Source organism: Lentzea albidocapillata subsp. violacea, assembly GCF_900100275.1.
Classification (GTDB): Bacteria; Actinomycetota; Actinomycetes; order Mycobacteriales; family Pseudonocardiaceae; genus Lentzea; species Lentzea violacea.
In genome coordinates, this window is record NZ_FNET01000009.1 from 233,523 (window position 1) to 255,156 (window position 21,634).

Genomic DNA, 21,634 nt, shown 5'->3' on the forward strand with positions numbered 1-21,634 from the left:
ACGAGGTCAGCGCACCTGAGGAGGGGCATGCGGAGCAAAACCGGACTCGAGTTCGGCGTGCTCGGTCCACTCCAGGTGCTCGCGGACGGACGGCTCGTCCAGCTGGGCCGTCGTGGCATGCGCGGGTTGCTGGCCATGCTGGTCGTCGAGGCGAACCGACCCGTCTCGATCGACCAGATCGTCGACGCGCTGTGGACGGACACGCCTCCGGCCACCGCGCGGACGATCGTGCACGGGTACGTCTCGCGGTTGCGGAAGGTGTTGGAGGAGTCCGATCCCGCGGGGTCCGCGACGATCCGCACCACGCCGACGGGCTACCAGCTGACCGTGGATCCCTGGCGCCTCGACCTGCATCGCGCCAAGCAGCTCGTGGCGTCTTCTCGCGGCAAGCCCGCCGCCATCAGGGCGGGCTTGCTGCGCGAGGCGCTGGGTCTGTGGCGCGGGCCGGTGCTCGCGGACGTGCCGGGCGACCCGATGACGTTCGACCTGGAAGAGCTGCGGCTGTCCGCGTTGGAGGAACGCATCGACGCCGAGCTCGAACTCGGCCGCCACCTGGAGCTGGTGGGCGAGCTGCGCGGGTTGTGCACCGAGTACCCGTTCCGGGAACGCCTGGTCGCGCACAGCATGCGCGCGCTGTACCGGGCCGGGCAGCGTGCCGACGCGCTGGAGGCCTACCAGCGGTTCCAGCGCCGTGCCGTCGACGAGCTGGGCATCGACCCCGGCCCGCAGCTGCGCGCGTTGCACGAGCAGGTGCTGCGCGACGACCCGTCGTTGAGCGTGGTCGGTCCGGTCGAGTCGCGTCCCGTCGCGCCGCGCGCGGGGATCGTGGCACCGGCGTTGCTGCCCGCTTCGGCGTCGCGGTTGTTCGGCCGGGACGACGACAGGTTGTGGCTCGACACCGTGGTGGGGGCGCGGAACCTGCTGGCGACGTCGGTCGCCGTGCTGACCGGTGCGCCCGGTGTCGGCAAGAGCGCTCTCGCGATCACGTGGGGGCACGAGAACTCCGAGCTGTTCCCGCACGGCGTGCTGTTCGCGTCGCTGGGGGACACCGAGCCGGGCGAGGTGCTGACCCGGTTCCTGGTGGCGATGGGCGTGCCGGCGGACGGCGTGCCGGTCGGCGTCGAGGACCGCGTCGGGTTGTACCGCTCGCTGCTCAACCGCCGCCGCGTGCTGGTGGTGCTGGACGACGCGACGGCGTTCGACCAGGTCCAGCCGTTGCTGCCGCCCGGTTCGGGTTCGGTGGTGCTGGTGACGTCGCGGTCGCAGCTGGAACGACTCGTCGTCACCAACAGCGCCCGCGTGCGCAAGCTCGGCCCGTTGGACGACCCTTCGGCGCGTGCGCTGGTGGACGACGTGCTGGGCAGGCCGTTGTCGAGGGAAGACCCGGTGGCTTCGCAGAAGCTGGCTGAACTGTGCGGAGGGTTGCCGCTCGCGCTGCGGGTGGCCGCCGCGAAGCTCGTGATCAGTCCGGAGTGGACGGTCGACGAGCTGGTGGGGGAACTGGCCGACGACGGGCACCGGATGCGCGGCCTCGACCTGCCGCAGGCGGGGATGGGGGTGTCGCGGGCGCTGGACCTCTCGACCCGTGATCTTCCCTCCGAACTGGGCGAGGTCTTCCAGTCCGTCGGCCTGGCGCCCGGCCGGTGGATGTCGCCGCACGCCGTCGCCGCGCTGACCCGCGTCCAGGTCGAGTCGGCCCGGTCCCGGCTGGTTCAGCTCGTCGGGGTGAACCTGCTGGTCGAACCGTGGCCGGACGGCTTCACGATGCACGAACTGGTGCGCCTGTACGTGCGGGGAGCCGGCCATGCCGACCTGGACTCGTTGCGGCGCCTGGTGAACTACTACCTCGTGGCGTGCGACCACGTGCGCCGGGCCATCCGCCCCGCCCGTGACGGCCTGGACTTCGCCTTGGCGGACAACGGTTCCACGGCCCTACCGGCGTTCGGTGACCCGGTCGACTGGTTCGACCAGGAGTGGCCCAACATCGTGGCGGTCGTGCACGCGTCCGCCGAGCGGGGCCTGCACGACCAGGTGTGGCAGCTGGTCCGGCTGCTGCACCACTACGCGACCGTGCGCGCGCTCACCGGGGAGTGGGTGGCGCTGGTCGGGTTCGGCCTGGCCGCGGCCGAGGTGACGGGGAGCCGCCTCGGCCAGGTCCTCATGCTGGACACGACCTACACGACGAACGCCCGGCTGGGACGGTCCGTCCTGCTGCCGGACGCTCGCCGCGCGCACCGGATCGCGACGGAACTGGGCGAGCGCCAGTACCTCGTGCTGACGCTCGCCCAGCTCGCCGACGTCCTGTTCCGGCTGGAGCAGCACGACGAGGCGCTGCTGCATTTCTGGGAGTCCGTGCAGCTCGCCCAGCAGTCCGGGGACGTCGTCGGCGAAGCGCACGGCCTGAACAACGTGGCACAGGTGGAACAGGCCCGCGGACACGTGGAAATCGCTCTGCAGCACCAGGCTCACGCCGTCGAGGTGTACCGGCGCTCGGGCGACACCGTCGCGCTGATCCGCGGTCTCGCCAACCTGGCCGAGCTGCACCTGGAAGCCGGCGCGCTGGACCAGTCCGAGCTGCTGGCCCGCCAGGTCGTCGACCAGGCCGCCGTCGCCGAGGTGACGTACCTCGAGGGCTTCGGCCGGCACGTGCTCGGCGGCGTGTTGCTGCGGCGGGCGGAATGGGCTGCCGCGGCGGCGGAACTGACGGAGGCGCTGCGCCTTTACGCGCAGGTCAATTCGGCCCGTGCGGTCGAGGTCCGAACGCTGCTGGACTCGCTCTCGTCCGAGGTTTAGCGGACGTTTAGTCGTCTGGTCCCAAAGCATGGGATGTTGGAGCAGCAGGCCGCCGAGTGGGGGATTACCGAGGGGGTAAGGCGCCTGCAACTGGAGGGCCTGACCGGCATTCGGGGGAGAGTGCCGGTCGGGCCCTCCTCTTTGGTCAGTTGACGACGTGGCTTTCGTCGCTGCAGCGCGCCATGGGCAGCAGTTCGGGCCGCTTGGGCGCCAGGCCGTCGCCCATCGACTCACCCCTGATCGTGCGGCCGATCCACGGCACCACGTGCTCGCGCGCCCACTTGAGGTCCGCCTTGCGCTGGGTGACCCAGTCGGTCTGCTGCAACGCGGGCCACGGCTCGTTCCAGGACTGGTCGTCGATCAGCCCGAGCACCTCGGCGGCCTTGAGCGCGACGCGCTGGTGCCCCTCCGGCGAGAGGTGCAGCCGGTCCTCACTCCACGCGCGACGGTCGTGCAACGGGTGCATGGCCCACAGGTCGACCATCCGGCAGTGGTAGCGCTCGGCGATCGACCACAGGTGCGTGTTGTAGATGGCGACCTTGCCGCGGATGCTCCTGAGCAGCGGCGTGGAGCGCGTGTCGAACCCGGTGAAGATCACGACGTCGCAGCCGGCGGACCTGAGGTCGGCCACGGCCACCTCGTAGACCTCGGCCAGCGCGTCCGGGTCGCTGTTGGGCAGCATGATGTCGTTGCCGCCGCCGCAGAACGTCACCAGGTCCGGCTTGAGCGAGATCGCGAGCGGTACCTGGTCGTCGATGATCTCCTGCAGCATCTTGCCTCTGACCGCGAGGTTGGCGTACCTGAACTCAGGCGCCCGCTGGGCGATCATGCCCGCCAGCCGGTCTGCCCAGCCCAGGTAGGTGTCGCCGGGCCCCGGGTCGTCCATGCCCTCGGTGAAGCTGTCCCCCAGGGACACGAGACTGTTCCATCGCAGCAGCACAACATCCCCCTTGCTCGTACGACCTCGCCCGTCCTGCCATTCGCCTTCGGGCTCCCGACCCGAGGCGACCTGTCAGCTTGCACAACGAACCCTTGGTTACGCCACCGTCGGTTACGGCATCGTAGGTTTTGTCGCTATGGGTGACGATTCTTTTACCACTCGATCGAGGGAAGCTGGAGGGTGATCCGGGGGATTCGTCCTGACCTGTCGCTAACTTCTGCCGGGTGCGTTCTGATTTGCCGCTTCCGTTCCTTTCCGTCGGTGTCGCGCTTGTCACAGCCCTGGTGCTGGCCTGGGTCGCCCTGAGCGGGCCGGCGTCGCCCGGAGCCGGCGGTCACCTCGTGGTCACGCCACCTCCGCATTCCAACCCCGTGGTCACCCCGGAGGTCGTGCCGCCCAGGGAAAGCGTGGTCGGGACGACGGTGATGCCTCCTCGTGCGCTGAACGCCGAAAACCCCCGCGACGACCTCGGCGCGTGAGGTCGTCGCGGGGGTCGTTGGGCCTTTCCGAGGAGCGCCGCCGCCGGGACTTGCCCCCCGGAAAGGGGTGAGGACCACTGCTCGGGACGCCGCCGCCGATCTGCCCCGAGCAGTGGGGCTGGGACCGTCTCAGGGGGCACCGCCGCCGATTCGCCCCCTGAGACGGGGTCTGGTTGGCCTAGCCGCTCGCCGCCACGTCCAGTGTGGCCGCCGGGACGTGGTCGTTGTAGGCCGAGCGCAGCCTCAGCTCTGCGCCCGGCGAGGCCCCGATGTGGTCGAGGCCGAGAAGAGCCGCACCCACCACGGGTGGCACGTCGACCAGGCGGACCTGGGCGAGTGGGGCGGCTTCCACGATCTGCCGGCGAACCGGGCCGACGACCGTGTCGCCGGTATGCGTCAGGACTCCGCCGCCCAGCACCACGTCCACGGGCTCGTTCATCAGTTCGAGCTTGCGCATGGACACCGTGGCGAGCAGCACGATCTCCTCGATCAGGCGGTCGATCTGTTCCAGTGCAACGGAATCGCCCTGCTCGGCCACCTCGAACACCAACGGGCAGAGGGCGTGCGGGTCCAGTCCGATCTCCTCGAAGTGGATCTTCTCGACCACCTTGGCGATCGACTTCTCGCCGTAGTGCGCGAGGAGCGCGTCCAGCAGCAGGGTCGGCCTGCCCCGGCCGTCCTCCGCCCGCACCGCGTGCCAGAGCGCGTCGTTGCCGAGCTGGCCACCGCCTCCCCAGTCGCCGGAGATGGCGCCCAGTGCGGGGAAGCGGTGGGTCCGGCCGTCCCTGGCCACGCCCACCGCGTTGATGCCCGCGCCGCAGACGACCGCCACGCCGCCGGCGGCAGCGGTGCCCGCCCGCAGCAGCGCGAAGGTGTCGTTGCCGACGAACGTCGTTGTCGACCAGCCCCGCTCGGTGATCGCCCGCGTCAGGTCCTCCTCCTCGCGGGGCAGATCCGCACCCGCGAGGTAGGCGGACGTGTGCGTGGCGATCGGCTCGTCGGGGGACAGTCCCGCCTGAGCTGCGGCCTCGCGTGCCAGTCCCTCGAACACGTCGAGTCCGCGCTTCATGCCCACGGTCTGAGGCGGGGCACCAGGGCCGCGCACCTGCGCGAGCACTTTGCCGTCCGCGTCGACCAGCAGCACAGCGGTCTTGCTGTTCCCACCGTCGATGGCGAGCACCCGGTCCGTCATCGTTGTCAGTTTCCCTTCACCCACGGCAGCAGGTCGCGGTTCTGCGCGATCAGCTCGTCGGCCAGCTGATCCGCGATCGCGTGCTGGCCGATCAGCGGGTGCGCGAGCAGTGCGTTCGCCACTCGGTCCCGGCCGCCGTGCTTTGCGGCTTCCAGCGCCAGGTACTCGTACGCGGTGACGTGCGAGATCAGGCCGGAGATGGACGGTTCCACCGGACGCACCGGCAGCGCCCTGCCGCCGTTCGCGTCCACAGTGGACGAAACCTCGATCACGGCGTCGTCGGGCAGGAAGGGCAGCGAGCCGTTGTTCTGCACGTTCACCACGTGCTTCTCCGCGCCCTCACCACCGGTCAGCGCGTGCACCAGCTGCACGGCCGCCTCGGAGTAGTACGCGCCGCCGCGTTGCGACAGCTGCTCCGGCTTCGTCACGACCGACGGGTCGCCGTAGATGTCGAGCAGTTCCTTCTCGACCGCCGCGACGATTTCGGCGCGCGGCGGTGAGGTGAGCTGCTTCTTCACCACGGCGTCGTGGTTGTAGAAGTAGTTCAGGTAGTACGACGGCACCATGTTCAGGCGCCGCATCAGCGAGCCGTCGATGCCGATGTGCTCGGCGAGACCGTCGACGTGGTCGGCGAGGAGTTCCGGCAGGCGGTCGACGCCGTCGACGTACACGCCGCGTTCCCACGTGAGGTGGTTCAGGCCGACGTGCTCCAGCTCCACAGTGGACGGATCCACGCCGAGCAGTGCGGACGTCCAGCGCTGGAACGTGATCGCCACGTTGCACAGGCCGATCGCCTTGTGACCCTCCTGCAGCAGCGCGCGCGTCACGATGCCGACCGGGTTCGTGAAGTTCACGATCCACGTGTCGGGACCGGCGAGCCGGCGCACCTTGTCCGCGATGTCCAGGACCACCGGCACGGTCCGCAGGGCCTTGGCGAGGCCTCCCGCGCCGGTGGTCTCCTGGCCGACGCACCCGCAGGTGAGCGGGAACGTCTCGTCCGAGGCACGCGCCTTCTGCCCGCCCACACGCAGCTGCAGCAGAACCGCGGACGCGCCCTCGATGCCTTCTTCGAGCGACGTGGTGGTGCGCACCGTCGCCGAGTGACCCGCGTGCTCCAGCAGGCGCTGGCTGAACGGGCCGATCAGTGCGAGGCGGTGCTCGTCCGGGTCGACGAGGACGATCTCGTCCACCGCCAGGCTGGTGCGACGGCCGGCGATGCCGTCGATCAGCTCAGGTGTGTAGGTGGACCCGCCACCGACGACGGTGAGTTTCATCCTTTGACTCCCGTGAACGTGATTCCCTTGACGAACGACTTCTGGGCGAAGACGAAGAGGACGACGGCCGGGATCATCGTCAGGAACGTGACGGCCATCGAGGAGTTCCACTGGACGATGTGCATGCCCTTGAACGTCGCCAGTGCCAGCGACAACGTCCACTGGTCCTTGACCTCACCGGTGTAGAGCAACGGGCCGAAGTAGTCGTTCCAGGTGAAGAGGAAGCAGAACAGCGCGGTCGCCGCGATGCCGGGCTTCGCCATCGGGATGATGATCCGGACCAGCGCCTGGAACTCCGAGCACCCGTCCACCCGTGCCGCATCCACATAGGACTGCGGGATGGTGAGCATGAACTGGCGCAGCAGGAAGATGCTGAACGCGTCGAACAGGAAGTACGGCGCGATCAACGGCACCAGCGTGCCCGTCAGGCCCAGCGAGGACCAGGTGTCGTACAGCGGCACGGCGACGACCTGCGGTGGCAGCATCATCGCGCCGATGACGAGGAGGAACGCCACGTTCCGGCCGCGCCACTTGAGCTTCGCGAGCGCGTAGGCCGCGGGGATCGACGAGATCAGCATGCCCAGGGTCGCGAGCAGCGAGTACGTGAGGCTGTTGATCAGGTACTGGAACAGCGGGGCCTTGTCGAAGACCTCGACGAAGTTGCCCCAGTGCCATTCGCGCGGCCAGAGGTTCGAGGTGAACGCCTGGTCGTCCGACATCACCGCGGTGAGGAAGACGAACACGACGGGTGTGGCGAACATCAGGCCGAGCGCGAGGCCGATCGCATGCGTCGCCACCCAGTTCAGGATGCCTGCGACGTCGCGCTTGCGGCGCGGCTGCTCCGGTTCCGCGGGGACGTCGACCGGTGGTTTGGTCAGCGTGGCGGTCATGCTCCCGGACCCCCTTCCTCAGCGGTGGAGTTCTTGCGCATCCGCTGCACCAGAACGATGGTCACGGCGAACGAGATGATGAACAGGACCGTGGCCATGGCGGCCGCGTAGCCCATGTCGAAGTAGCGGAAGCCTTGTGTGTACAGGTAAACCGGGAACGTCAGCGTGGAGTTGTCCGGGAAACCGAGATATTTGGTCGATCCCGTCGCGTCCGCCGCTCCCGAGCCGGCCGACCCCGCGACGACCGCCTGTGTGAAGAGCTGCAACGCGAGGATCACCGAGTTCACGATGCCGAAGAGCAGCACCGGTGAGATCGTCGGAAGCGTGACGTGCCACCAGCGCCGGATCGGGCCTGCGCCGTCGAGTTCGGCGGCCTCGTACTGTTCCTGCGGCACGTCGAGGATCGCGGCGAGGATGATGATCATCAGGTCGCCGGAGATCCACAGCATGATCGCGGTGATGCCGGGCTTGGCCCATGCCGGGTCCGAGAAGAACAGCGGTGCGTCGACACCGAACCAGCCGAGCACGCTGTCCAGCGGACCGCCATTGGGACGCATCACCATGAAGAACACGAGTGTCGCGGCCACCGGCGGTGCCAGTGAAGGCAGGTAGCAGAGCGTGCGGATCAATCCGACGCCCGACTTCAGGCGAGCGATGACCGATGCCACGCCCAGCGCGAACACGGTCCGCGCGATCGTGAGCACCACGACGAACCACAGCGTGTTCGTGATCGCCTTGATGAGCAGGGGATCCTTGAACATGAACGTGTAGTTGTCGAGTCCGTTGAACTCCGGCGGGTTGATCAGGTCGTACTTCGTGAACGAGAGCACGACCGTGGTGACCAGCGGATAACCGAAGAACAGGACGAAGCCGATGATTGCCGGGGCCATGAACCCGAGCACGGCGAGACGGTGGCGGGACCTTGCCCGCCCCCTGCCGGGGGCGGGCTTGGCGCCGAGCGTGGCGGTCATCTTGCGAATCCCCTACTTGCCGCTCTTGGCGATGAGGTCGTCGATGTTCTTGTCGACTTCCTTGAGGCCTGCCGCCAGGTCCGGGACCTTGCCGGACTGGTAGGAGACCGAGAAGTCGGTGACAGCCTTGATGTGCGCGTCACCGATCGGGGTGACCGGGTTGCCCTTGAGCTTGTCGCTCTTGGCCAGGTCGATGAACGTCTTGAACTGCTCGTCCACCTCGAGCTTGGGGCTCTCCATGGCGGCCTTGGTGCTCGGGACGTTCTTGATGGCGTTGGACAGGCCGACGATCGTGTCGGTGTCGAACGTCAGGTGCTTGATCAGCTCCCACGCGGCGCCGGGGTTCTTGGCGCCCTTGGGAATGCCCATGATCGTGCCGGTGGTGAACGCGGTGCCGTAGTCGGCGGGCTTCCAGGTCGGGAACGGAGCCGTGCCGAACTTGATCTGCGGCGCCTGCGCCTTGAGGAAGGCGGTGCGGTACTCACCGTCGACCATCATCGCGATCTTGCCCTGGTGGAACGCGTGGTCGGCCGAGTACTCCTGGCCGAGACCCGCGCGGAACCGCTCGAGAGCGTCGTAGCCGTAGAAGTCGACGAGCTTCTTCTGGAACGTCATCATCTCGGTGAAGCCGGGGGAACTGGCGAGACCGGACTTGCCGTCCTTCTCCCACTCCGCGCCGAACGTCGGCGCGAGGATGGTCGGGCGGTTGGCGTAGAAGCCCATCGTGGGCAGGTAGCCCGCGACCTCGATGTCACCGTTCGGCGCCTTCTTGGTCGCCTTCACGGCCGCGTCGTACAGCTCGTCCAGCGTCTTCGGCGGGGTCGTGATGCCGGCCGCCGACAGCATGTCCTTGTTGTAGTACATGGCGTAGACGTCGGTGAGCATGGGCATCGCACAGCGGTTGCCCTTGTACTCGGTGTACTTCTGCACCGCGGGGGTGAGCTGGTTCAGGTCGACCTTGTCGCGGTCGATGTAGGCCTTCAGCGGCTGGAACGCCCCGGAGGAGCAGAACTGGCCGATGTTGTCCGTGGTGAACGACAGCGCGACGTCCGGCGTGTTGCCCGAACGGATACCCGCGGTGATCTTGTCGTCGTCCTGCGAGCCCTCGTGCTTGATCTCGATGTTCGGGAACTTCTGGTTGAACGTCTTGAGGGCCTTCGTGACTTCTTCGTACTCACGGTCGGAGTAGTTGCTCCAGACCGTGAGGGTGAGCTTGTCGTCCTTGCCAGGAGCAGCTGCGGCGTCGGAATTGGCGCCACCACCCTTGCCCGCCGCACATGCGGTGAGGGTCAGCGCTGCGGCGACACAGAGCAAGGCAGCACGTGTGTGCTTGCGCATGTGCACTCCTTCTCGATCAACGTGGGGACCCGGCGACCACTGGGCCGCGGAATGGAGCCGTGGTGGCTGCCGGGAGGCCGAACACCTGTTCTCGTGCCACGGCCAGCGCCGAGTGCAATGCGCCGCTGCGCACTGGTTTCCCGGTCACCAAGGCCAGCTGGATCGGTGTTCGCGGCACCACCAGTTGCCGCAGTTCCGCGGCAACGAGGTCGTTCAGCGTGGTTCCGCCTGCCTGCGCGATGTCGCCGGACAGGAGGATGAGTTCCGGGTCGAGCACCGCGACGACGCTAGCCACGCCCGTGGCGATGCGCCTGGCGAGATCGACCATGAACTCACGGCCCGCCGGACCCGCGGCCAGCGCCTTGCGCACGGCACTGTGGCCGTTGCGCGCGGCGAGCCCGTGGGCGCGTGCGAGCTTGCAGATCGACGTGCTGCTGAGCAGTTCACCGAACGTGCCGCCGGAGCGGTCCGTGTCGGTGTCGGCCGCCGCACGGTCCGGGATCATCAGGCCGTCGATCTCGCCCGCGCCACCGGAAGCGCCGCGCAGCAGCGATCCGTTGACGACGACGGCGGCACCGACGAGATCCGCGGGCCAGATGACGACGAAGTCGCTCACCTTGGTGGCCCGTCCGGCGACCATCTCCTCCAGCGCGACGAGGTTGACGTCGTTCTCGACGCTCACCGAAGTCGCGAGCTGCTCCCGCAACCGGCCGGGCATGTCGAAACTGCTCCAGCCGGGCAGGTGTGGTGCGTAGGCGAGCTCACCGTTCGCGGGGTTCACCGCTCCCGGACAGCCCACCACGACGTGCAGCAACTGGTCGGCGCTCAGACCTGCCTGTCCGCAGGCCTTGCCGACCGCGCTCACGAACGCCTCCAGCACGCCGTGCTTCACGGGCATCGGCGCCTTGTGCTCGGTGAGCACGGCACCGGAGATGTCCGCGATCGCGATGTCGACCGTCTCGGGGGTGAGATCGACAGCGGCGATGTGCGCAAGCGCCCCGTTGACCGACCACAGCTGGGCACGCGGCCCACGGCCACCGCCCCGCAGTCCGTTGCGGACCACGGAGTCGCCGGCTTCCAGCCGCGTGAGCAACTGTGCGGTCGCCGGCTTGGAAAGGCCGATCAGACCTTCCAACTCCGACCTGGTCAGCGGCCCGTTGCGCAGCAAAGCCTCGATGGCTGCGCGGTCGTTGATCTCCCGCAACAGTCGTGGGCTTCCGGCACGCATTAGGTCCGCTCCTGTCTGTTAACTTTCCAGACGATTTCGCCAGACGGTAGTGACCTGGTTCACCGGGGTCAATCCCCGATATAGGTCCGTTACCTGAGTTAGGTTCGCCTAAGGCACCCTGGAACCATGACCGACGTGCGCCAGGAGTCGCTCGCATCACTGCTGGGAGGCCGAGGCGGCGCCCTCGACGCCTCCCTGCCGCCGTTGGCGTTCGTCGCGGGCTGGCTGCTGTTCGGGCACTCGATCGGCGCGGGCGCGATCGCCGCCGTGCTGTGCGGCGTGGTGATCGGCATCGTGCGCTTCGTACGCGGCGAGAAACCCCGCGCGGTGATCCTGTCCGTGCTGCTCGTGGTGGCGGCCGCGTTGGTGGCGCTCTACACCGGGCGCGTCGAGGACTTCTTCCTCATCCAGCTGCTGTCCAACGTCGCCTCGGCCCTGGCGTGGGCGGGCTCGATCGCGGTGCGCTGGCCGTTGCTCGGCGTGGTCGTGGGGACGCTCCTCGGGCAGAAGACCCGGTGGCGTCGCGATCCTGCCCTTTTGCGCGCCTACTCGGTCGCGTCGTGGGCCTGGGTTGGGCAGTACGTGCTGCGTGTCGCCGTGTTCACTCCACTGTGGCTGGACGCGCAGATTTACTGGCTGGCCACTCTTCGGCTCGCCTTGTCGTGGCCGTTGCAGATCGTCTGCATCCTGGTGTCTGGGTGGGTGCTGCGGCGGGCGCTGCCTGCGGACCACCCCGGGTTCCGGCATCCGCGGGTGCCGGAGTCCGCCTCCTAGGTCTTCCACCTGTGCGGGTGTCGAGGTCAGCGGGGAGGTGCTGCGGCCGACTAGAGTCGCCCGCGGAACCATTTGTAGCTCGGCGACCGGGGTGGACATGTACGTCTCGCAGGTGAAGCTGCGGAACATCAAAGGGTTCCACGGTGCGCGCGAGGTGGATCTGACGCTCACGCGCCCAGACGGTTCTCATGCCGGATGGACTGTTATCGCGGGCCGGAATGGTTCAGGCAAGTCCACCCTGTTGCAGACCATAGCTCTGACGCTAGGCGGTCCGCGCGCAGTTTTCGCGGTCATGCCGGACTATGAGAATTGGTTGACTCACGGAAAAGATGGAGCCGAGGCAATCCTACGTGTCTACTCGGACCCAGATTTTGATCCTGTCGAGCCAGAGATAACCCTCTTTGAACAGGAGCGGGTCGAGCTCACACTTTCATGGGGCGCTCAGTCGGTCGCTGGGCTGAGGCCAAGTGGCCTCGACAAGTCTCAGCCGGGTGGGTGGCTATATGCCGCGTATGGCCCGTTCCGTCGACTCACGGGTGCAGTCCGTAAGACACATTACCGTGTTGCGAACATCTTGAGCTTGTTCAACGAGGACGCGTCACTCGCGGAGGGCGTCAGCTGGCTGATCCAGCAACATCTGAAAGCACTCGAAGGTGAATCGGGTGCAGATGACCTGAAGCAATCCGCACTCCGCCTGTTGAGCGATGGTCTGCTCCCTGATGATCACAAGGTCGAGGACGTCACCTCGGACGGACTTTGGGTTACCTGCGGCGGCAACAGGTTCCCGTTGCGTGAGACCAGCGATGGGTACAGGACTGTGACCGCCCTGGTGGTGGATCTGCTCAAGCAGATTCACGACGCTTACGGGAAACTTGAGGTGGAGGGCAACACGGTCATCGCGCCTGGCGTCGTGATCATCGACGAAGTCGACGCCCACCTGCACGTCTCCTGGCAACAACGCATCGGTGGCTGGCTCAAGGCGCATTTCCCCAACATCCAGTTCATCGTGACAACCCACAGTCCGTACATCTGCCAGGCCGCAGATCCTGGCGGACTGATCCGGTTGCCTGGGCCTGAGGAGCAACTGCCTCCGCACGTGGTCGACCAGGATCTGTACGAGCGGGTCGTGTACGGCAGCGGCGACGACGCGGTGCTCACCGAACTGTTCGGCCTCGACTCGGCCTACTCGGCGCGGGCGGAACAGTTGCGCAAGCAGCTCGTCGAGCTGGAAGTCAAGGTCATCGCCGGCAAGGCTGATGAGAAAGAAGTCCAGCGGTACAAGGAACTCAGGGAGAAGCTCACAAGCTCGTTGACTGCGCGCGCCGATGAGGTGGCGGCTCGATTGCACGACGCATGATCAGAATTGTTCGATCTGATCTCTCGCCGAGCACGCTGGCCCGCATGAACACGTTGACTCAAGCGATCAACGTGGCGCCATCCGACGAGCGGTGTGCAAAAGCCCGTGAGTCCTGGCGCAGTTCGACGGTTCGGAAGCCGATCAGAGCAGCGCTAGGTGACATGGCGGCAGGGCTTGAGACGTGTATGTACTGCGGCGAGAGCCGTGGCACGGACATCGATCACTTCGATCCCATCGCCCGTAACCCGTTGCGCGCCTTCGACTGGCTCAACCACCTTCTGGCTTGCTCGACCTGCAACAGCCACCAGAAGCGCGACCGGTTTCCGGTCGACGAGGACGGTAACCCGCTGCTGGTCGACCCCACGTCCGAAGACCCGTTCGACCACCTGCTGCTGACGCTGTCTCTGGGCATCTACAGCCCCTTGACCCCGAAGGGCAAGGCGACCATCGAGGTGTGCGGACTCAACGATCGCGGGCTGCCAAGGGGTCGAATGCAGGCTCGCAGAGTGGTCGGGCTCGCACTGCGCGCGTGGAACGAGGCGTGTGAGGGCAACCGCTCAGGCGAGATGCTGGAACACGTTCACACGGTACGAGAACAGCCGTTCGCGGACGTGTGCCAGTCCATGTTGCGGCAGGCATTCAGTCCGGGCGCTGATGTCGTGTTCGGCGACTCTCCGGATCTGCTCGCGCTCCTGCGGAAGCCAGAGCTTCGCGAGGCGTTGCTGAGATAGGTCAGCGCTTCTTCCGCTTCTTGCCGGAGCCGGGCACCGTCCCGGTCTTGGGCGGCAGGGGCGGAGGCTCAGGGAAGGCTTCGAGCGAGTCCTGACCCTCCATGAACTCCAGGAAAGCCTTGTAGCAGAACCGGTAGGCGAGGTAGAGGAAGGCCACGGTGACGAGCCCGAGGCCGGCGACGATCACCTGTTCCTGCTCGTCCAGCCCGCCGACCGTGCCCCAGTCCTTCTGCAACTCCGGTGAGCCCGTGACGAGCGACAGCGTCATCATCGTCAGGATGTAGAGCGGCATGAGCAGGAACGCGCCGACGAGCAGGAGGATGTACGGGCGGCTGTCGGTTCGGTACTCCCAGTTCGCGGGCCGGAGGTCGCGCTTCCTCATGCGACGGTTCGACCAGATCCGTCTCTCGACCACCTCGATGCCCTCTGAACGTGCTCGAACGACCTTCAACGCTGTCCTGCCGATGTCTTCGGTCACCGGGATCAGCAGTTCTCGTGCTGTGCCGATGACGTGGAGAGCAGGACCAGGAGTGACATCGAACGTGCGCGGCCTGCCCACGTCGCCGTCAGCGTGGATGATCACTTGGCAGGTCATCTCCTGCTCGACCTCGACCAGTTCGATCGACCGCATCGCCGTCCACGGCACCGCGACCACGTCACGCGACCGCTTCCGGCGTGACACCAGGCTGTCCAGCACCAACCGGTCCTCGCGGACGCACAGCCGGGCCTTGAGTCCTCTGGTGGGGAACGGGATCTCCAGCTTCGACCGGATCAGAGCAGGCGTTACGGGCCGAGTGGCCACCAGCACAGCCAGTTCGCCCAGCGCCCAGCACACCACCACGAGACCTGCCCCGATGGCCAATGCGATCCGCTGGTCGTGATCACCGAAGATCTGCAGGCTCTGGAAGAGCGCTGTGAACACACCGGGGAAGGCCGCCCACCGAGCCCACACGCGCCACATCGGCATCCGTCGCCGGTGCCAGATCAGTCCAACGATGGTGATGCCCCAGAATGCCACCGCCCCTTCGGCGATTTCACCGACGCTTTTCGGCTGGACCGATCTCCGGTTCGCGAGCGCGCTCTCCCACTCTCCCAGCCGAGCGGCCACGACGAGCGCAAGGACGGCGGCGAACACGATCAACGCGAGTGCTGCTGTCCGTCGGAGGAACCGTTCGATCACAGCTCTCCTGCCATCCGCTGCTGTTGCCAGTACTTGCGCCACTCCTGGTCTCGCTCGTTCTGCTTCACCTGGGCATCAGCTTCGCGATGGGTCTGGTCGCTCCACTCCTGAGCCATGGCGTTGCCGAGGACTTTGGGGGCGAGCGGAACGGAGAAGCCGGGGAACTCCTTGCCAGGAAGCCCGAGGTCGTCGTTCTTCCCGAACCTCGGCACGACCTGTACGTCCAACAGGTCGTTCAGCTTGTCCAACCGACGATCGCCCAGGCCCAGGCTGTCGCGGAGGTTGTGGTTGACGTTCTCGCCCAGCTCTCGCTTGACCGACGAGTGGTCGTGCTGCAGCTTCCTTCCCTGCTCGCCGAGTTCCCGGATCCGGTCGGCGTCGCCGGCGTCGAGCTTGCCCGCCTGCGCTTTCTTTGCCATGTGCAGCGCCTGCTGGGAGTGCTTGACGGCGTCCTGGTTGTATTTCTTGACGGTGCCGTCGAGGTTGCGGGTCGTCCCCTTGATCATGTCCCGGGACTTCTTGGCGTCGTCCGCGACTTTCTCCAGCTGCTTCACGACCTTGCTGATCTTCTTGGCGTTCTTGCCCGCCGTGATCGTGCCCTGGACGACGGTGTCCGCGATGAAGGCGGCCTGCGAGGCACCGAAGGTGATCGGTGTCAGGGCACTGGCTGCCGCGAACTTGATGATCGCGTTGGAGACGAAGCTCGCGATGGCGTCACGGACGGCGCCGCGCACGACACCGACAGCCGATGCCGCGACCGTCATCGCGGAAGCAGCCGAGGTGGCATGGCTCGCGCCGCCCGAGACGACGTTGGAGAAGTCCTGGACGGCCTTGCGGTAGCCGTCGACCGCGGCGCCTTGGGACTGGCTCAAAGCATCGAGGGTGCCTGAGTACTTGTCGGCGGTCTCCTGCATGCGCTTGGCGATGTTGCTCCACGTCAGCGCCATCGCGTTCACCGCATCAGGGTCGCCCGCGAGGAAATCGAGACCCTCCTTGAGAAACCCGATGTGCTCGATCAACCAGCCGATTCCCGCAGACAGCAGGCTGCCCATCGGGTTCGTCACGAAACCGAGCAGGTCCATGCCGAACGCCGCCGCGTCGCCCGCCATGGCGCCCCAGTCGCCCTTGATGCCGTCGTAGATGAGGTTGGCGGAGCTGCTGAAGATTCCGGCCGCGTCCCAGGATTGCGTGGGGCTGTCGAAGTTGGACGGCTGTGCCATGCTCGCCGGGTCGAAGGCTTCGGTGGCGTTGAGCGGGTTCTGCGGCTGGTCGCTCATGGCTGCACCCCGTCAAGGCCCTCGCGGAGCTTCTTGAACGACTGCGCTATCGCCTCGTCCTGCTCGGCGTAGGTCTGGCGCATGCCGGCGAACCTCTCGACCACGTCGTCACCTGCGGCTTTGACGGTGTCGACGTACTCGCGCGCGTCGTTTGTCCACCGCTCCATGATCTGGGCGAAGAACATGCCCACGATGCCCCAGGCCTGTGGGTTGCCGACGTAATCAGCGCCCGCGTCGGCCGCGGAGGGCAAGCTCGCCAGGAGGGCTTTGAGCTCTCGCTCGTGGGCCTCCAGGGCTGCGAGATCGACTTGGAAGCCCGACATCACCAGCCACCTTCCTTCTTGAAGAGGCTGCGCTGGTCGTAGTCGGTGTCGTCGTCCTCGGCAGGGCGGCGCACCGGGCGAGGTGCGGGCGGCTCGGCAGCGGCCGCGTCCTGCTGTTCCTCGTTCACCACGAACTGTTGCGGTGCCGCAGGCGCGGGCTCGTCCGGGACTTCGATCGGTGGGATCTGGGATTGGACGAACTGCATGGCCTCGCTGTTGTCGCCGATGAGCGGCGCCATGATCGTGGCGATCTGGCCCACGGCCTGGGCCTGGGCGCGTTTGGCCGTGGACATCACGAGCGCGGCCAAGCGGTCTTTGGGCATGTCGTCGGCCTTTGTGCCGAACGACAGGTTCAGCAGCGCTCCCCCTGCGCTGACGCTCACCGTCACGGCGCCGTCTGTGCTGGTGGCGGCGCCGGTCAGGTTCGCGATCTGGGACTTGGCTTCTGCTGCCCGTTCGAGCAAGGCGGCGGTGCGCTGCTCGTAGTCCTCGATGAGCTGGTTCGGATCGGTCATGGGGTCCCCCTTGCACGTGCGTGAGAGGGACGTTACCGAGGGTTACTGCGCCGTGCTGGGGAAACGGGCCAAGCGCAAGAACGCCGACCAGGCGGCCGGCGAGACGCGGATGTGAGCGCTCGGCGCCTTGCTGTCCCGGATGCCGACGCCGTGGCCGACCTCGACACAGTTGTTGCTGCTGCCGCTGTAGCTGCTCTTGCGCCAGGCAGTCATTGGAGGCCCTCCAAGATGTTGTCGATCACCGCCCTCGATTCTTCCTCAGACAGAGCGACGGCCGCGAGAGCCGTCAGGATGTCCTCGTGGATCTTGATGGTCTCCGGGTCGTCGAAGAACAGGCAGTAGTTGACGCTGTCCGCGTAGACGACCGGCGGGTACTTCGGGAACTTCATCAGGCAGAAGTCACCGCAGGTGCCCGCGTGCACGCCTGCTGACCGGGGAACGATCCGGATGCTGATGTACTTCCGCACCGACATCCGGAGGAGGTGGGCCAGTTGTTCGCGCCACACCTCGATGCTGCCGACCGGAAGTTCGAGTGCCTGTTCGTGCACCAGGAACACGAACTTCCGGCCAGGTTCGAGGATGGTCGCGCGAGCTGCCCTGGCGGCGGCGACCGCCGGGACGTCCTCGGCCTCGATCACGGGCGAACGTTCGGTGACGATGTAGCCGTAGTCCGGCGTTTGCACCAGGCCGGGCACCAGGATCATCGACCAGGTGATGATCTCCTCGGCGATCTGCTCGTGTTCGATCAGCGTGCGCACCTGGTCCGGTACGCCGTCCTTCGGCATCTGGAGCCAGGCGTTGCCCGACTCGTGGAACAGCTCCAGCAGGTACTCGCGTTCCTCGACCGTGGCCTGGCAGTACCCGAGCAGCAGAATGACGTCCAACTCGGTCACGCCGCCCTTGCCGAGCGTCATGTCCGAGATCTTGGCTTCCTGCCAGCCGAGCAGTTCGGCGAGCCTGCGGTGGGTGAGGCCGGTCCTGGCGATGATGGCGCGAACGAGGCCGCCGAACTCCCGTCCGGCCACGCTGGACGATCTTTTGGGCATGCGGGAAAACTAGGCCCGGTAGGTCAATCTTCTCCATTGTTTCCGGCCAAATGCGCCTGAAGGTAGGACGCATGGAGCGGCTCCATGTTTCGGATGATCTTGCCGCTCGACGTTCTGGGCAGGGTTTCCATGACGTGGATTCGGGCTGGGAGCTTGAATTCCGCGAGCCTTTCCGTGCACCACTGCGACAGCGCCTGTGCGGTGAGCGTGGTGCTTCGAGTGCCCACGTAGGCCCGGATTTCCGTCCGTCCCACCGCGACGACCTCGGTCACCTGTGGGTGTCCACGTAGGACGTGTTCCACCTCGGTCAGGTCGACCTTGTTGCCGCGCACCACGACCAGCGAGTCGGCGCGGCCGAGCAGGCGCAGTTCGCCGTCGGCGGTGAACTCGCCGCGGTCGCCGGTGCGGAACCAGCCGCCGGAGAAGCGTGCCGGGTCGTTCTCGGCCAGGTAAGGCGTTTCCGGCAAGGCGACTTCCACCAGGCCGTTGCGCACTCGTGCGGTGATGCCTTGCATCGGCCTGCCGACGGACGGGCGGACCGTGCCGGAAACCGCGATGGTCAGTGCGCCGGTTTCGGTGGTGCCGAAGCATTCGCCGACCGGGAAGCCATACGTGGCAAGGAACCTGTCGGCCACGTCCTGCGGCATCATCTCGCCGCCGGCGAACGCGCCGCGGACCGTGCGCAGCGCGTCGCGGTCGGGTGAGGAGGCCAGCAGGTCGAAGTGGAACGGCAGGCCGGTGACGAAGTCGACCTCATGAGTTCGTGCACAGGAAAGAATGTCTTCCGCGTTCGGGCTTGCGGCGAACACGAGGTGCACGCCTGCCGCGAGAGAGTGCAGTAGGCCGCCGATCAGGCCGAAGCTGTGTGCGGGGGAGTTGAGCAGCAGCAGGCGTTCGCCGCGTCGCACCATGCCGTCGGAGGCGGAGAAACGGGTCACCTCGTCGATGAGCGACGACGTGCTGCGGCCGATCACCTTCGGGCGGCCGGTCGAGCCGGAGCTGAACTGGACGAGTCGGTGCGGAGAAGCAGCGGGGAGGCCGTCGACCCGTTCGGCCACGAGTCCGTACCGCTCCTGGAAACCCTGCGCAGGCGTGCCACCGGGGTGGACGAGGAACTCGGGGCGCGTCAGCTCGTGCAGGACGTGGGTCTCGGCCGGGCGCAGGCGGTGGTCGATCGAGATCACCTGTGCGCCGATGCTCCACAACGCCAGCACGGCTTCCAGCTGGCTGAAGCTCGGCGGTACCTGGACGGCTACCGTACTGCCGTCACCGATTCCGACGGCGGCGAAACGAAGAGCGTGAGCGGTGACGTCGGCGCGTAGTAGGCCGTGCGTGACTGTGTTGCGATGGCTGAAGATCGGCACCTCGTCGCCGTGGCGGTGCAACAGTTCGGTGATGAACGCACGCACTTCATGACTCCTTGCAGAACTCGCCGATGGGGAGGCCAACGTGCCGTTGCTCGGAAGCGATGTAGCCGAGCAGTTCGTCGCCGGGCTGTAGTTCGGTCACGTTGCGGACCTTGCCGCCGGGCGCGAGGACTCGGACGTGCCAGTCGTCCTGGACCATCAGGTCGACCACGACGTTCTCCGGCGAGCGCGCGGTGATGGTGAGCATCGGGCGGGACTCGAGCTTGGCCCTGCCTACGGTGAGCTCGCGGGTGCGGCCGTCGGCGTCGACGGCGAGGACCTTGCTGCCGGAACGCAGTTCGGACAGGTAGTTGGTGCGGTTCGCCGGGCCCAGCACGTACGAGTGCAGCGCGCCCGCGTTGACCCGGAACGGCCGCGTCGGCATGTACGGCAACGGATGCGTCTCGCTGCAGCAGAGGATGAAGCCCGACGAGAACGAGCCGACGAGGATGCCCTCGTCCTCCCGGAAGTGCGAGGCGGTGTCGACGCAGACGCGATCGCCGAGGCCGTTGTGGGCCAACGCTTCCACGGTGAGCGTGGTCAGGGTCAGCGGCGGGGACGTCACTTCCAGCAGTCGCGCCAGTTTGAACACGTCGGTCGCGTCGCGCGGGGCCATCAGCACGCCGTCCGAGCCGTGTTCCAGGACCTCCAGGACGATCGCGGCCTCGACGAGGTCGGCGACGACGGTGACCAGCTTGCCGGGTGCGCCGTCGGCGGCCGCGATCACGATCTCCAGCGGGATCTTCGTCGGGTCGGTGAACGCGACGACGGTGTGGTCGAGCCGTTCCGCTGCGGCACAGGCGAGTTTGAGGGTGCGGTCGTCCCTGACCGTCACGAACGCGGAACCCGAGGACAGCCGGTCGAGCTGGTCCTGGTCGTGCACCGCCACGGTGACGAGATGGGGGCTGTCGACCGGGCCGTCAACGAGCAGCACGCGGGTGACCGTGGGCGGCAGGTCGTCGAGCAGGGACGGGTCGTCCGTGACGACTCCGATCCGGCTGTGCACGGCCGCGTCGATCACGGCGGTCCAGTGCGCTTCCGGGACGGTTCTGAGGTCGATCCAGGCGAACTTCACCGGTTCTCCAAGGTGGCGGTCAGGGCGTGGATGAGACTTGCGTCGGTGGGCGCGTGCACGATCGACGCCAGCTCCGCGACCAGGTGCATCGGCGTCGGCGAGGTGAACACCCGCCGTCCGACGGCGAGGCCGGCGCAGCCCGCGTCCATGGCCACTCGGGCGTGTCCGGCGAGGCTGTGCGCGGAGGCGGGACCACCCGCGACGACCACGGGGATCGGGCAGCTGGCGACCACGTCCGCCATGTCCTGCGCCGGGTGCGCGAGGGTGGTCTTGACGATGTCCGCGCCGAGGTCCGCCGCGATGTTGACTACGTGCGCCAGCAGGGCGGGGTCCCTGGGATCGCCGATGCGCGGGCCGCGGGCGTAGGCCATCGCGACCAGCGGGACGTTCCACGAGTCGCACGCGGCCGCGACTGTGCCGAGGTCGGTGAGCTGGCGGGACTCCGTGTCGGAGCCGATGTTGACATGCACGCTCACCGCGTCGGCACCGAGCCGCAACGCCTCGTCGACCTCGCCGACGAGCACCTTGGCGTTGACGTCCGCCATGTGCGCGGTGCCCGCGCTCAGATGGACGATCAGCGCGCATCCGCCCAGCACAGCGGGTTCGATGGTACGCACGCGTCCTTTGTGGACGATGATGGCGTCGGCGCCGCCCAGCACGACGGCGTGGATCAGGTCCTGCCACCGGTCCCGCGGCACCACTGGACCGTCCGAAACGCTGTGGTCCAACGGCACGAAGAGGTACCTGTCGTCGTGCGGACGGGAAAGGCGTCGCAGCCGCAACGCTTTCCTCATGGCGCTCACACCCCCTGCGATCGTTTGGTGTCAACAGCAGCGTGGTGCAGT

General features: G+C 67.1%; 21 protein-coding genes. 5 read left to right on the forward strand and 16 right to left on the reverse strand.

Going from position 1 to position 21,634, the window contains the following annotated elements; all coding sequences use genetic code 11:
* The first annotated feature begins 27 nt into the window (after positions 1-27).
* Positions 28-2,793 carry an AfsR/SARP family transcriptional regulator gene (locus BLR21_RS21795; protein WP_090007646.1) on the forward strand — a complete coding sequence of 922 codons (2,766 nt, stop codon included), beginning with the start codon at positions 28-30 and terminating at the stop codon, positions 2,791-2,793.
* A gap of 145 nt (positions 2,794-2,938) precedes the next feature.
* On the opposite strand, the gene BLR21_RS21800 is transcribed toward BLR21_RS21795, so the two are convergent.
* The gene (locus tag BLR21_RS21800) at positions 2,939-3,733 is read right to left on the reverse strand and encodes an SGNH/GDSL hydrolase family protein (RefSeq protein WP_338061059.1); all 795 of its coding nucleotides are present in this window, start codon (positions 3,731-3,733) and stop codon (positions 2,939-2,941) included.
* A 224-nt stretch (positions 3,734-3,957) separates the two neighbouring features.
* Between BLR21_RS21800 and BLR21_RS21805 the strand changes: the two genes are divergently transcribed.
* On the forward strand, positions 3,958-4,212 hold the full coding sequence (locus tag BLR21_RS21805) for a hypothetical protein (RefSeq protein WP_143027816.1): 255 nt from the start codon (positions 3,958-3,960) through the stop codon (positions 4,210-4,212).
* 178 nt (positions 4,213-4,390) lie between these two features.
* On the opposite strand, the gene BLR21_RS21810 is transcribed toward BLR21_RS21805, so the two are convergent.
* From BLR21_RS21810 to BLR21_RS21835, 6 genes are read right to left on the reverse strand one after another with little or no spacing between them, the layout of a single operon-like run.
* A complete protein-coding gene (locus tag BLR21_RS21810; RefSeq protein WP_090007650.1) occupies positions 4,391-5,404 on the reverse strand; it encodes an N-acetylglucosamine kinase in 1,014 nt (337 codons plus the stop codon).
* Between the two features lie 5 nt (positions 5,405-5,409).
* Positions 5,410-6,678 carry a 6-phospho-beta-glucosidase gene (locus BLR21_RS21815; protein ID WP_090007652.1) on the reverse strand — a complete coding sequence of 423 codons (1,269 nt, stop codon included), beginning with the start codon at positions 6,676-6,678 and terminating at the stop codon, positions 5,410-5,412.
* Positions 6,675-7,568, reverse strand: coding sequence for a carbohydrate ABC transporter permease (locus BLR21_RS21820; protein ID WP_090007654.1), 894 nt, complete (start codon positions 7,566-7,568; stop codon positions 6,675-6,677). Before BLR21_RS21820 ends, BLR21_RS21815 begins: the two co-directional genes overlap by 4 nt.
* Positions 7,565-8,539, reverse strand: coding sequence for a carbohydrate ABC transporter permease (locus BLR21_RS21825; RefSeq protein WP_090007656.1), 975 nt, complete (start codon positions 8,537-8,539; stop codon positions 7,565-7,567). The genes BLR21_RS21820 and BLR21_RS21825 overlap by 4 nt, the downstream gene beginning before the upstream one ends.
* A 12-nt stretch (positions 8,540-8,551) precedes the next feature.
* Positions 8,552-9,877 (reverse strand): ABC transporter substrate-binding protein, encoded by a 1,326-nt coding sequence (locus BLR21_RS21830; RefSeq protein ID WP_090007658.1) that lies wholly within the window; start codon positions 9,875-9,877, stop codon positions 8,552-8,554.
* Positions 9,878-9,893: 16 nt separating this feature from the next.
* Positions 9,894-11,105: an ROK family protein gene (locus BLR21_RS21835; protein WP_090007660.1), complete on the reverse strand. Its 1,212-nt coding sequence runs from the start codon at positions 11,103-11,105 to the stop codon at positions 9,894-9,896.
* Between the two features lie 126 nt (positions 11,106-11,231).
* Here BLR21_RS21835 and BLR21_RS21840 point away from each other — a divergent pair, with 126 nt between their 5' ends.
* The 3 genes from BLR21_RS21840 to BLR21_RS21850 all read left to right on the forward strand — a co-directional run bounded on the left by BLR21_RS21840 (position 11,232) and on the right by BLR21_RS21850 (position 13,967).
* Entirely contained in the window at positions 11,232-11,879 is a 648-nt protein-coding gene (locus BLR21_RS21840) for a DUF3159 domain-containing protein (RefSeq protein WP_090007662.1), read from the forward strand.
* A gap of 97 nt (positions 11,880-11,976) precedes the next feature.
* Positions 11,977-13,236, forward strand: coding sequence for an AAA family ATPase (locus tag BLR21_RS21845; protein ID WP_090007663.1), 1,260 nt, complete (start codon positions 11,977-11,979; stop codon positions 13,234-13,236).
* 44 nt (positions 13,237-13,280) lie between these two features.
* Entirely contained in the window at positions 13,281-13,967 is a 687-nt protein-coding gene (locus BLR21_RS21850) for an HNH endonuclease (RefSeq protein ID WP_176929734.1), read from the forward strand.
* A 1-nt stretch (position 13,968) separates the two neighbouring features.
* On the opposite strand, the gene BLR21_RS21855 is transcribed toward BLR21_RS21850, so the two are convergent.
* Genes BLR21_RS21855 through BLR21_RS21895 form a run of 9 tightly spaced genes read right to left on the reverse strand, consistent with a single transcriptional unit; the run spans position 13,969 to position 21,583 of the window.
* Positions 13,969-15,147, reverse strand: a complete 1,179-nt coding sequence (locus BLR21_RS21855; RefSeq protein ID WP_090007665.1) for a hypothetical protein — start codon at positions 15,145-15,147, stop codon at positions 13,969-13,971.
* Complete coding sequence (locus BLR21_RS21860; RefSeq protein ID WP_090007666.1) at positions 15,144-16,424, reverse strand: hypothetical protein; 1,281 nt, start codon at positions 16,422-16,424, stop codon at positions 15,144-15,146. The genes BLR21_RS21855 and BLR21_RS21860 overlap by 4 nt, the downstream gene beginning before the upstream one ends.
* Positions 16,421-16,747, reverse strand: a complete 327-nt coding sequence (locus BLR21_RS21865) for a hypothetical protein (protein ID WP_143027817.1) — start codon at positions 16,745-16,747, stop codon at positions 16,421-16,423. Before BLR21_RS21865 ends, BLR21_RS21860 begins: the two co-directional genes overlap by 4 nt.
* The gene (locus BLR21_RS21870; protein WP_090007670.1) at positions 16,747-17,262 is read right to left on the reverse strand and encodes a YbaB/EbfC family nucleoid-associated protein; all 516 of its coding nucleotides are present in this window, start codon (positions 17,260-17,262) and stop codon (positions 16,747-16,749) included. Before BLR21_RS21870 ends, BLR21_RS21865 begins: the two co-directional genes overlap by 1 nt.
* Before the next feature lie 42 nt (positions 17,263-17,304).
* Positions 17,305-17,475 carry a DUF397 domain-containing protein gene (locus tag BLR21_RS21875; protein ID WP_090007672.1) on the reverse strand — a complete coding sequence of 57 codons (171 nt, stop codon included), beginning with the start codon at positions 17,473-17,475 and terminating at the stop codon, positions 17,305-17,307.
* Entirely contained in the window at positions 17,472-18,308 is an 837-nt protein-coding gene (locus BLR21_RS21880; RefSeq protein WP_143027818.1) for a helix-turn-helix domain-containing protein, read from the reverse strand. Before BLR21_RS21880 ends, BLR21_RS21875 begins: the two co-directional genes overlap by 4 nt.
* A gap of 23 nt (positions 18,309-18,331) precedes the next feature.
* On the reverse strand, positions 18,332-19,717 hold the full coding sequence (locus BLR21_RS21885) for a class I adenylate-forming enzyme family protein (RefSeq protein WP_218130924.1): 1,386 nt from the start codon (positions 19,715-19,717) through the stop codon (positions 18,332-18,334).
* Between the two features lies 1 nt (position 19,718).
* Positions 19,719-20,789: a 3-dehydroquinate synthase II family protein gene (locus BLR21_RS21890; RefSeq protein WP_090007679.1), complete on the reverse strand. Its 1,071-nt coding sequence runs from the start codon at positions 20,787-20,789 to the stop codon at positions 19,719-19,721.
* On the reverse strand, positions 20,786-21,583 hold the full coding sequence (locus BLR21_RS21895; protein ID WP_090007681.1) for a 2-amino-3,7-dideoxy-D-threo-hept-6-ulosonate synthase: 798 nt from the start codon (positions 21,581-21,583) through the stop codon (positions 20,786-20,788). Before BLR21_RS21895 ends, BLR21_RS21890 begins: the two co-directional genes overlap by 4 nt.
* Between the last annotated feature and the right edge of the window lie 51 nt (positions 21,584-21,634).

Bases quoted from the DNA above. Each gene is read 5' to 3' on its own strand.
- BLR21_RS21860 (WP_090007666.1), bottom strand. From the start codon at position 16,424: ATGAGCGACCAGCCGCAGAACCCGCTCAACGCCACCGAAGCCTTCGAC.
- BLR21_RS21875 (WP_090007672.1), bottom strand. From the start codon at position 17,475: ATGACTGCCTGGCGCAAGAGCAGCTACAGCGGCAGCAGCAACAACTGT.
- BLR21_RS21840 (WP_090007662.1), top strand. From the start codon at position 11,232: ATGACCGACGTGCGCCAGGAGTCGCTCGCATCACTGCTGGGAGGCCGA.
- BLR21_RS21870 (WP_090007670.1), bottom strand. From the start codon at position 17,262: ATGACCGATCCGAACCAGCTCATCGAGGACTACGAGCAGCGCACCGCC.
- BLR21_RS21835 (WP_090007660.1), bottom strand. From the start codon at position 11,105: ATGCGTGCCGGAAGCCCACGACTGTTGCGGGAGATCAACGACCGCGCA.
- BLR21_RS21825 (WP_090007656.1), bottom strand. From the start codon at position 8,539: ATGACCGCCACGCTCGGCGCCAAGCCCGCCCCCGGCAGGGGGCGGGCA.
- BLR21_RS21895 (WP_090007681.1), bottom strand. From the start codon at position 21,583: ATGAGGAAAGCGTTGCGGCTGCGACGCCTTTCCCGTCCGCACGACGAC.
- BLR21_RS21850 (WP_176929734.1), top strand. From the start codon at position 13,281: ATGAACACGTTGACTCAAGCGATCAACGTGGCGCCATCCGACGAGCGG.
- BLR21_RS21865 (WP_143027817.1), bottom strand. From the start codon at position 16,747: ATGTCGGGCTTCCAAGTCGATCTCGCAGCCCTGGAGGCCCACGAGCGA.
- BLR21_RS21815 (WP_090007652.1), bottom strand. From the start codon at position 6,678: ATGAAACTCACCGTCGTCGGTGGCGGGTCCACCTACACACCTGAGCTG.
- BLR21_RS21880 (WP_143027818.1), bottom strand. From the start codon at position 18,308: ATGCCCAAAAGATCGTCCAGCGTGGCCGGACGGGAGTTCGGCGGCCTC.
- BLR21_RS21810 (WP_090007650.1), bottom strand. From the start codon at position 5,404: ATGACGGACCGGGTGCTCGCCATCGACGGTGGGAACAGCAAGACCGCT.
- BLR21_RS21845 (WP_090007663.1), top strand. From the start codon at position 11,977: ATGTACGTCTCGCAGGTGAAGCTGCGGAACATCAAAGGGTTCCACGGT.
- BLR21_RS21830 (WP_090007658.1), bottom strand. From the start codon at position 9,877: ATGCGCAAGCACACACGTGCTGCCTTGCTCTGTGTCGCCGCAGCGCTG.
- BLR21_RS21795 (WP_090007646.1), top strand. From the start codon at position 28: ATGCGGAGCAAAACCGGACTCGAGTTCGGCGTGCTCGGTCCACTCCAG.
- BLR21_RS21820 (WP_090007654.1), bottom strand. From the start codon at position 7,568: ATGACCGCCACGCTGACCAAACCACCGGTCGACGTCCCCGCGGAACCG.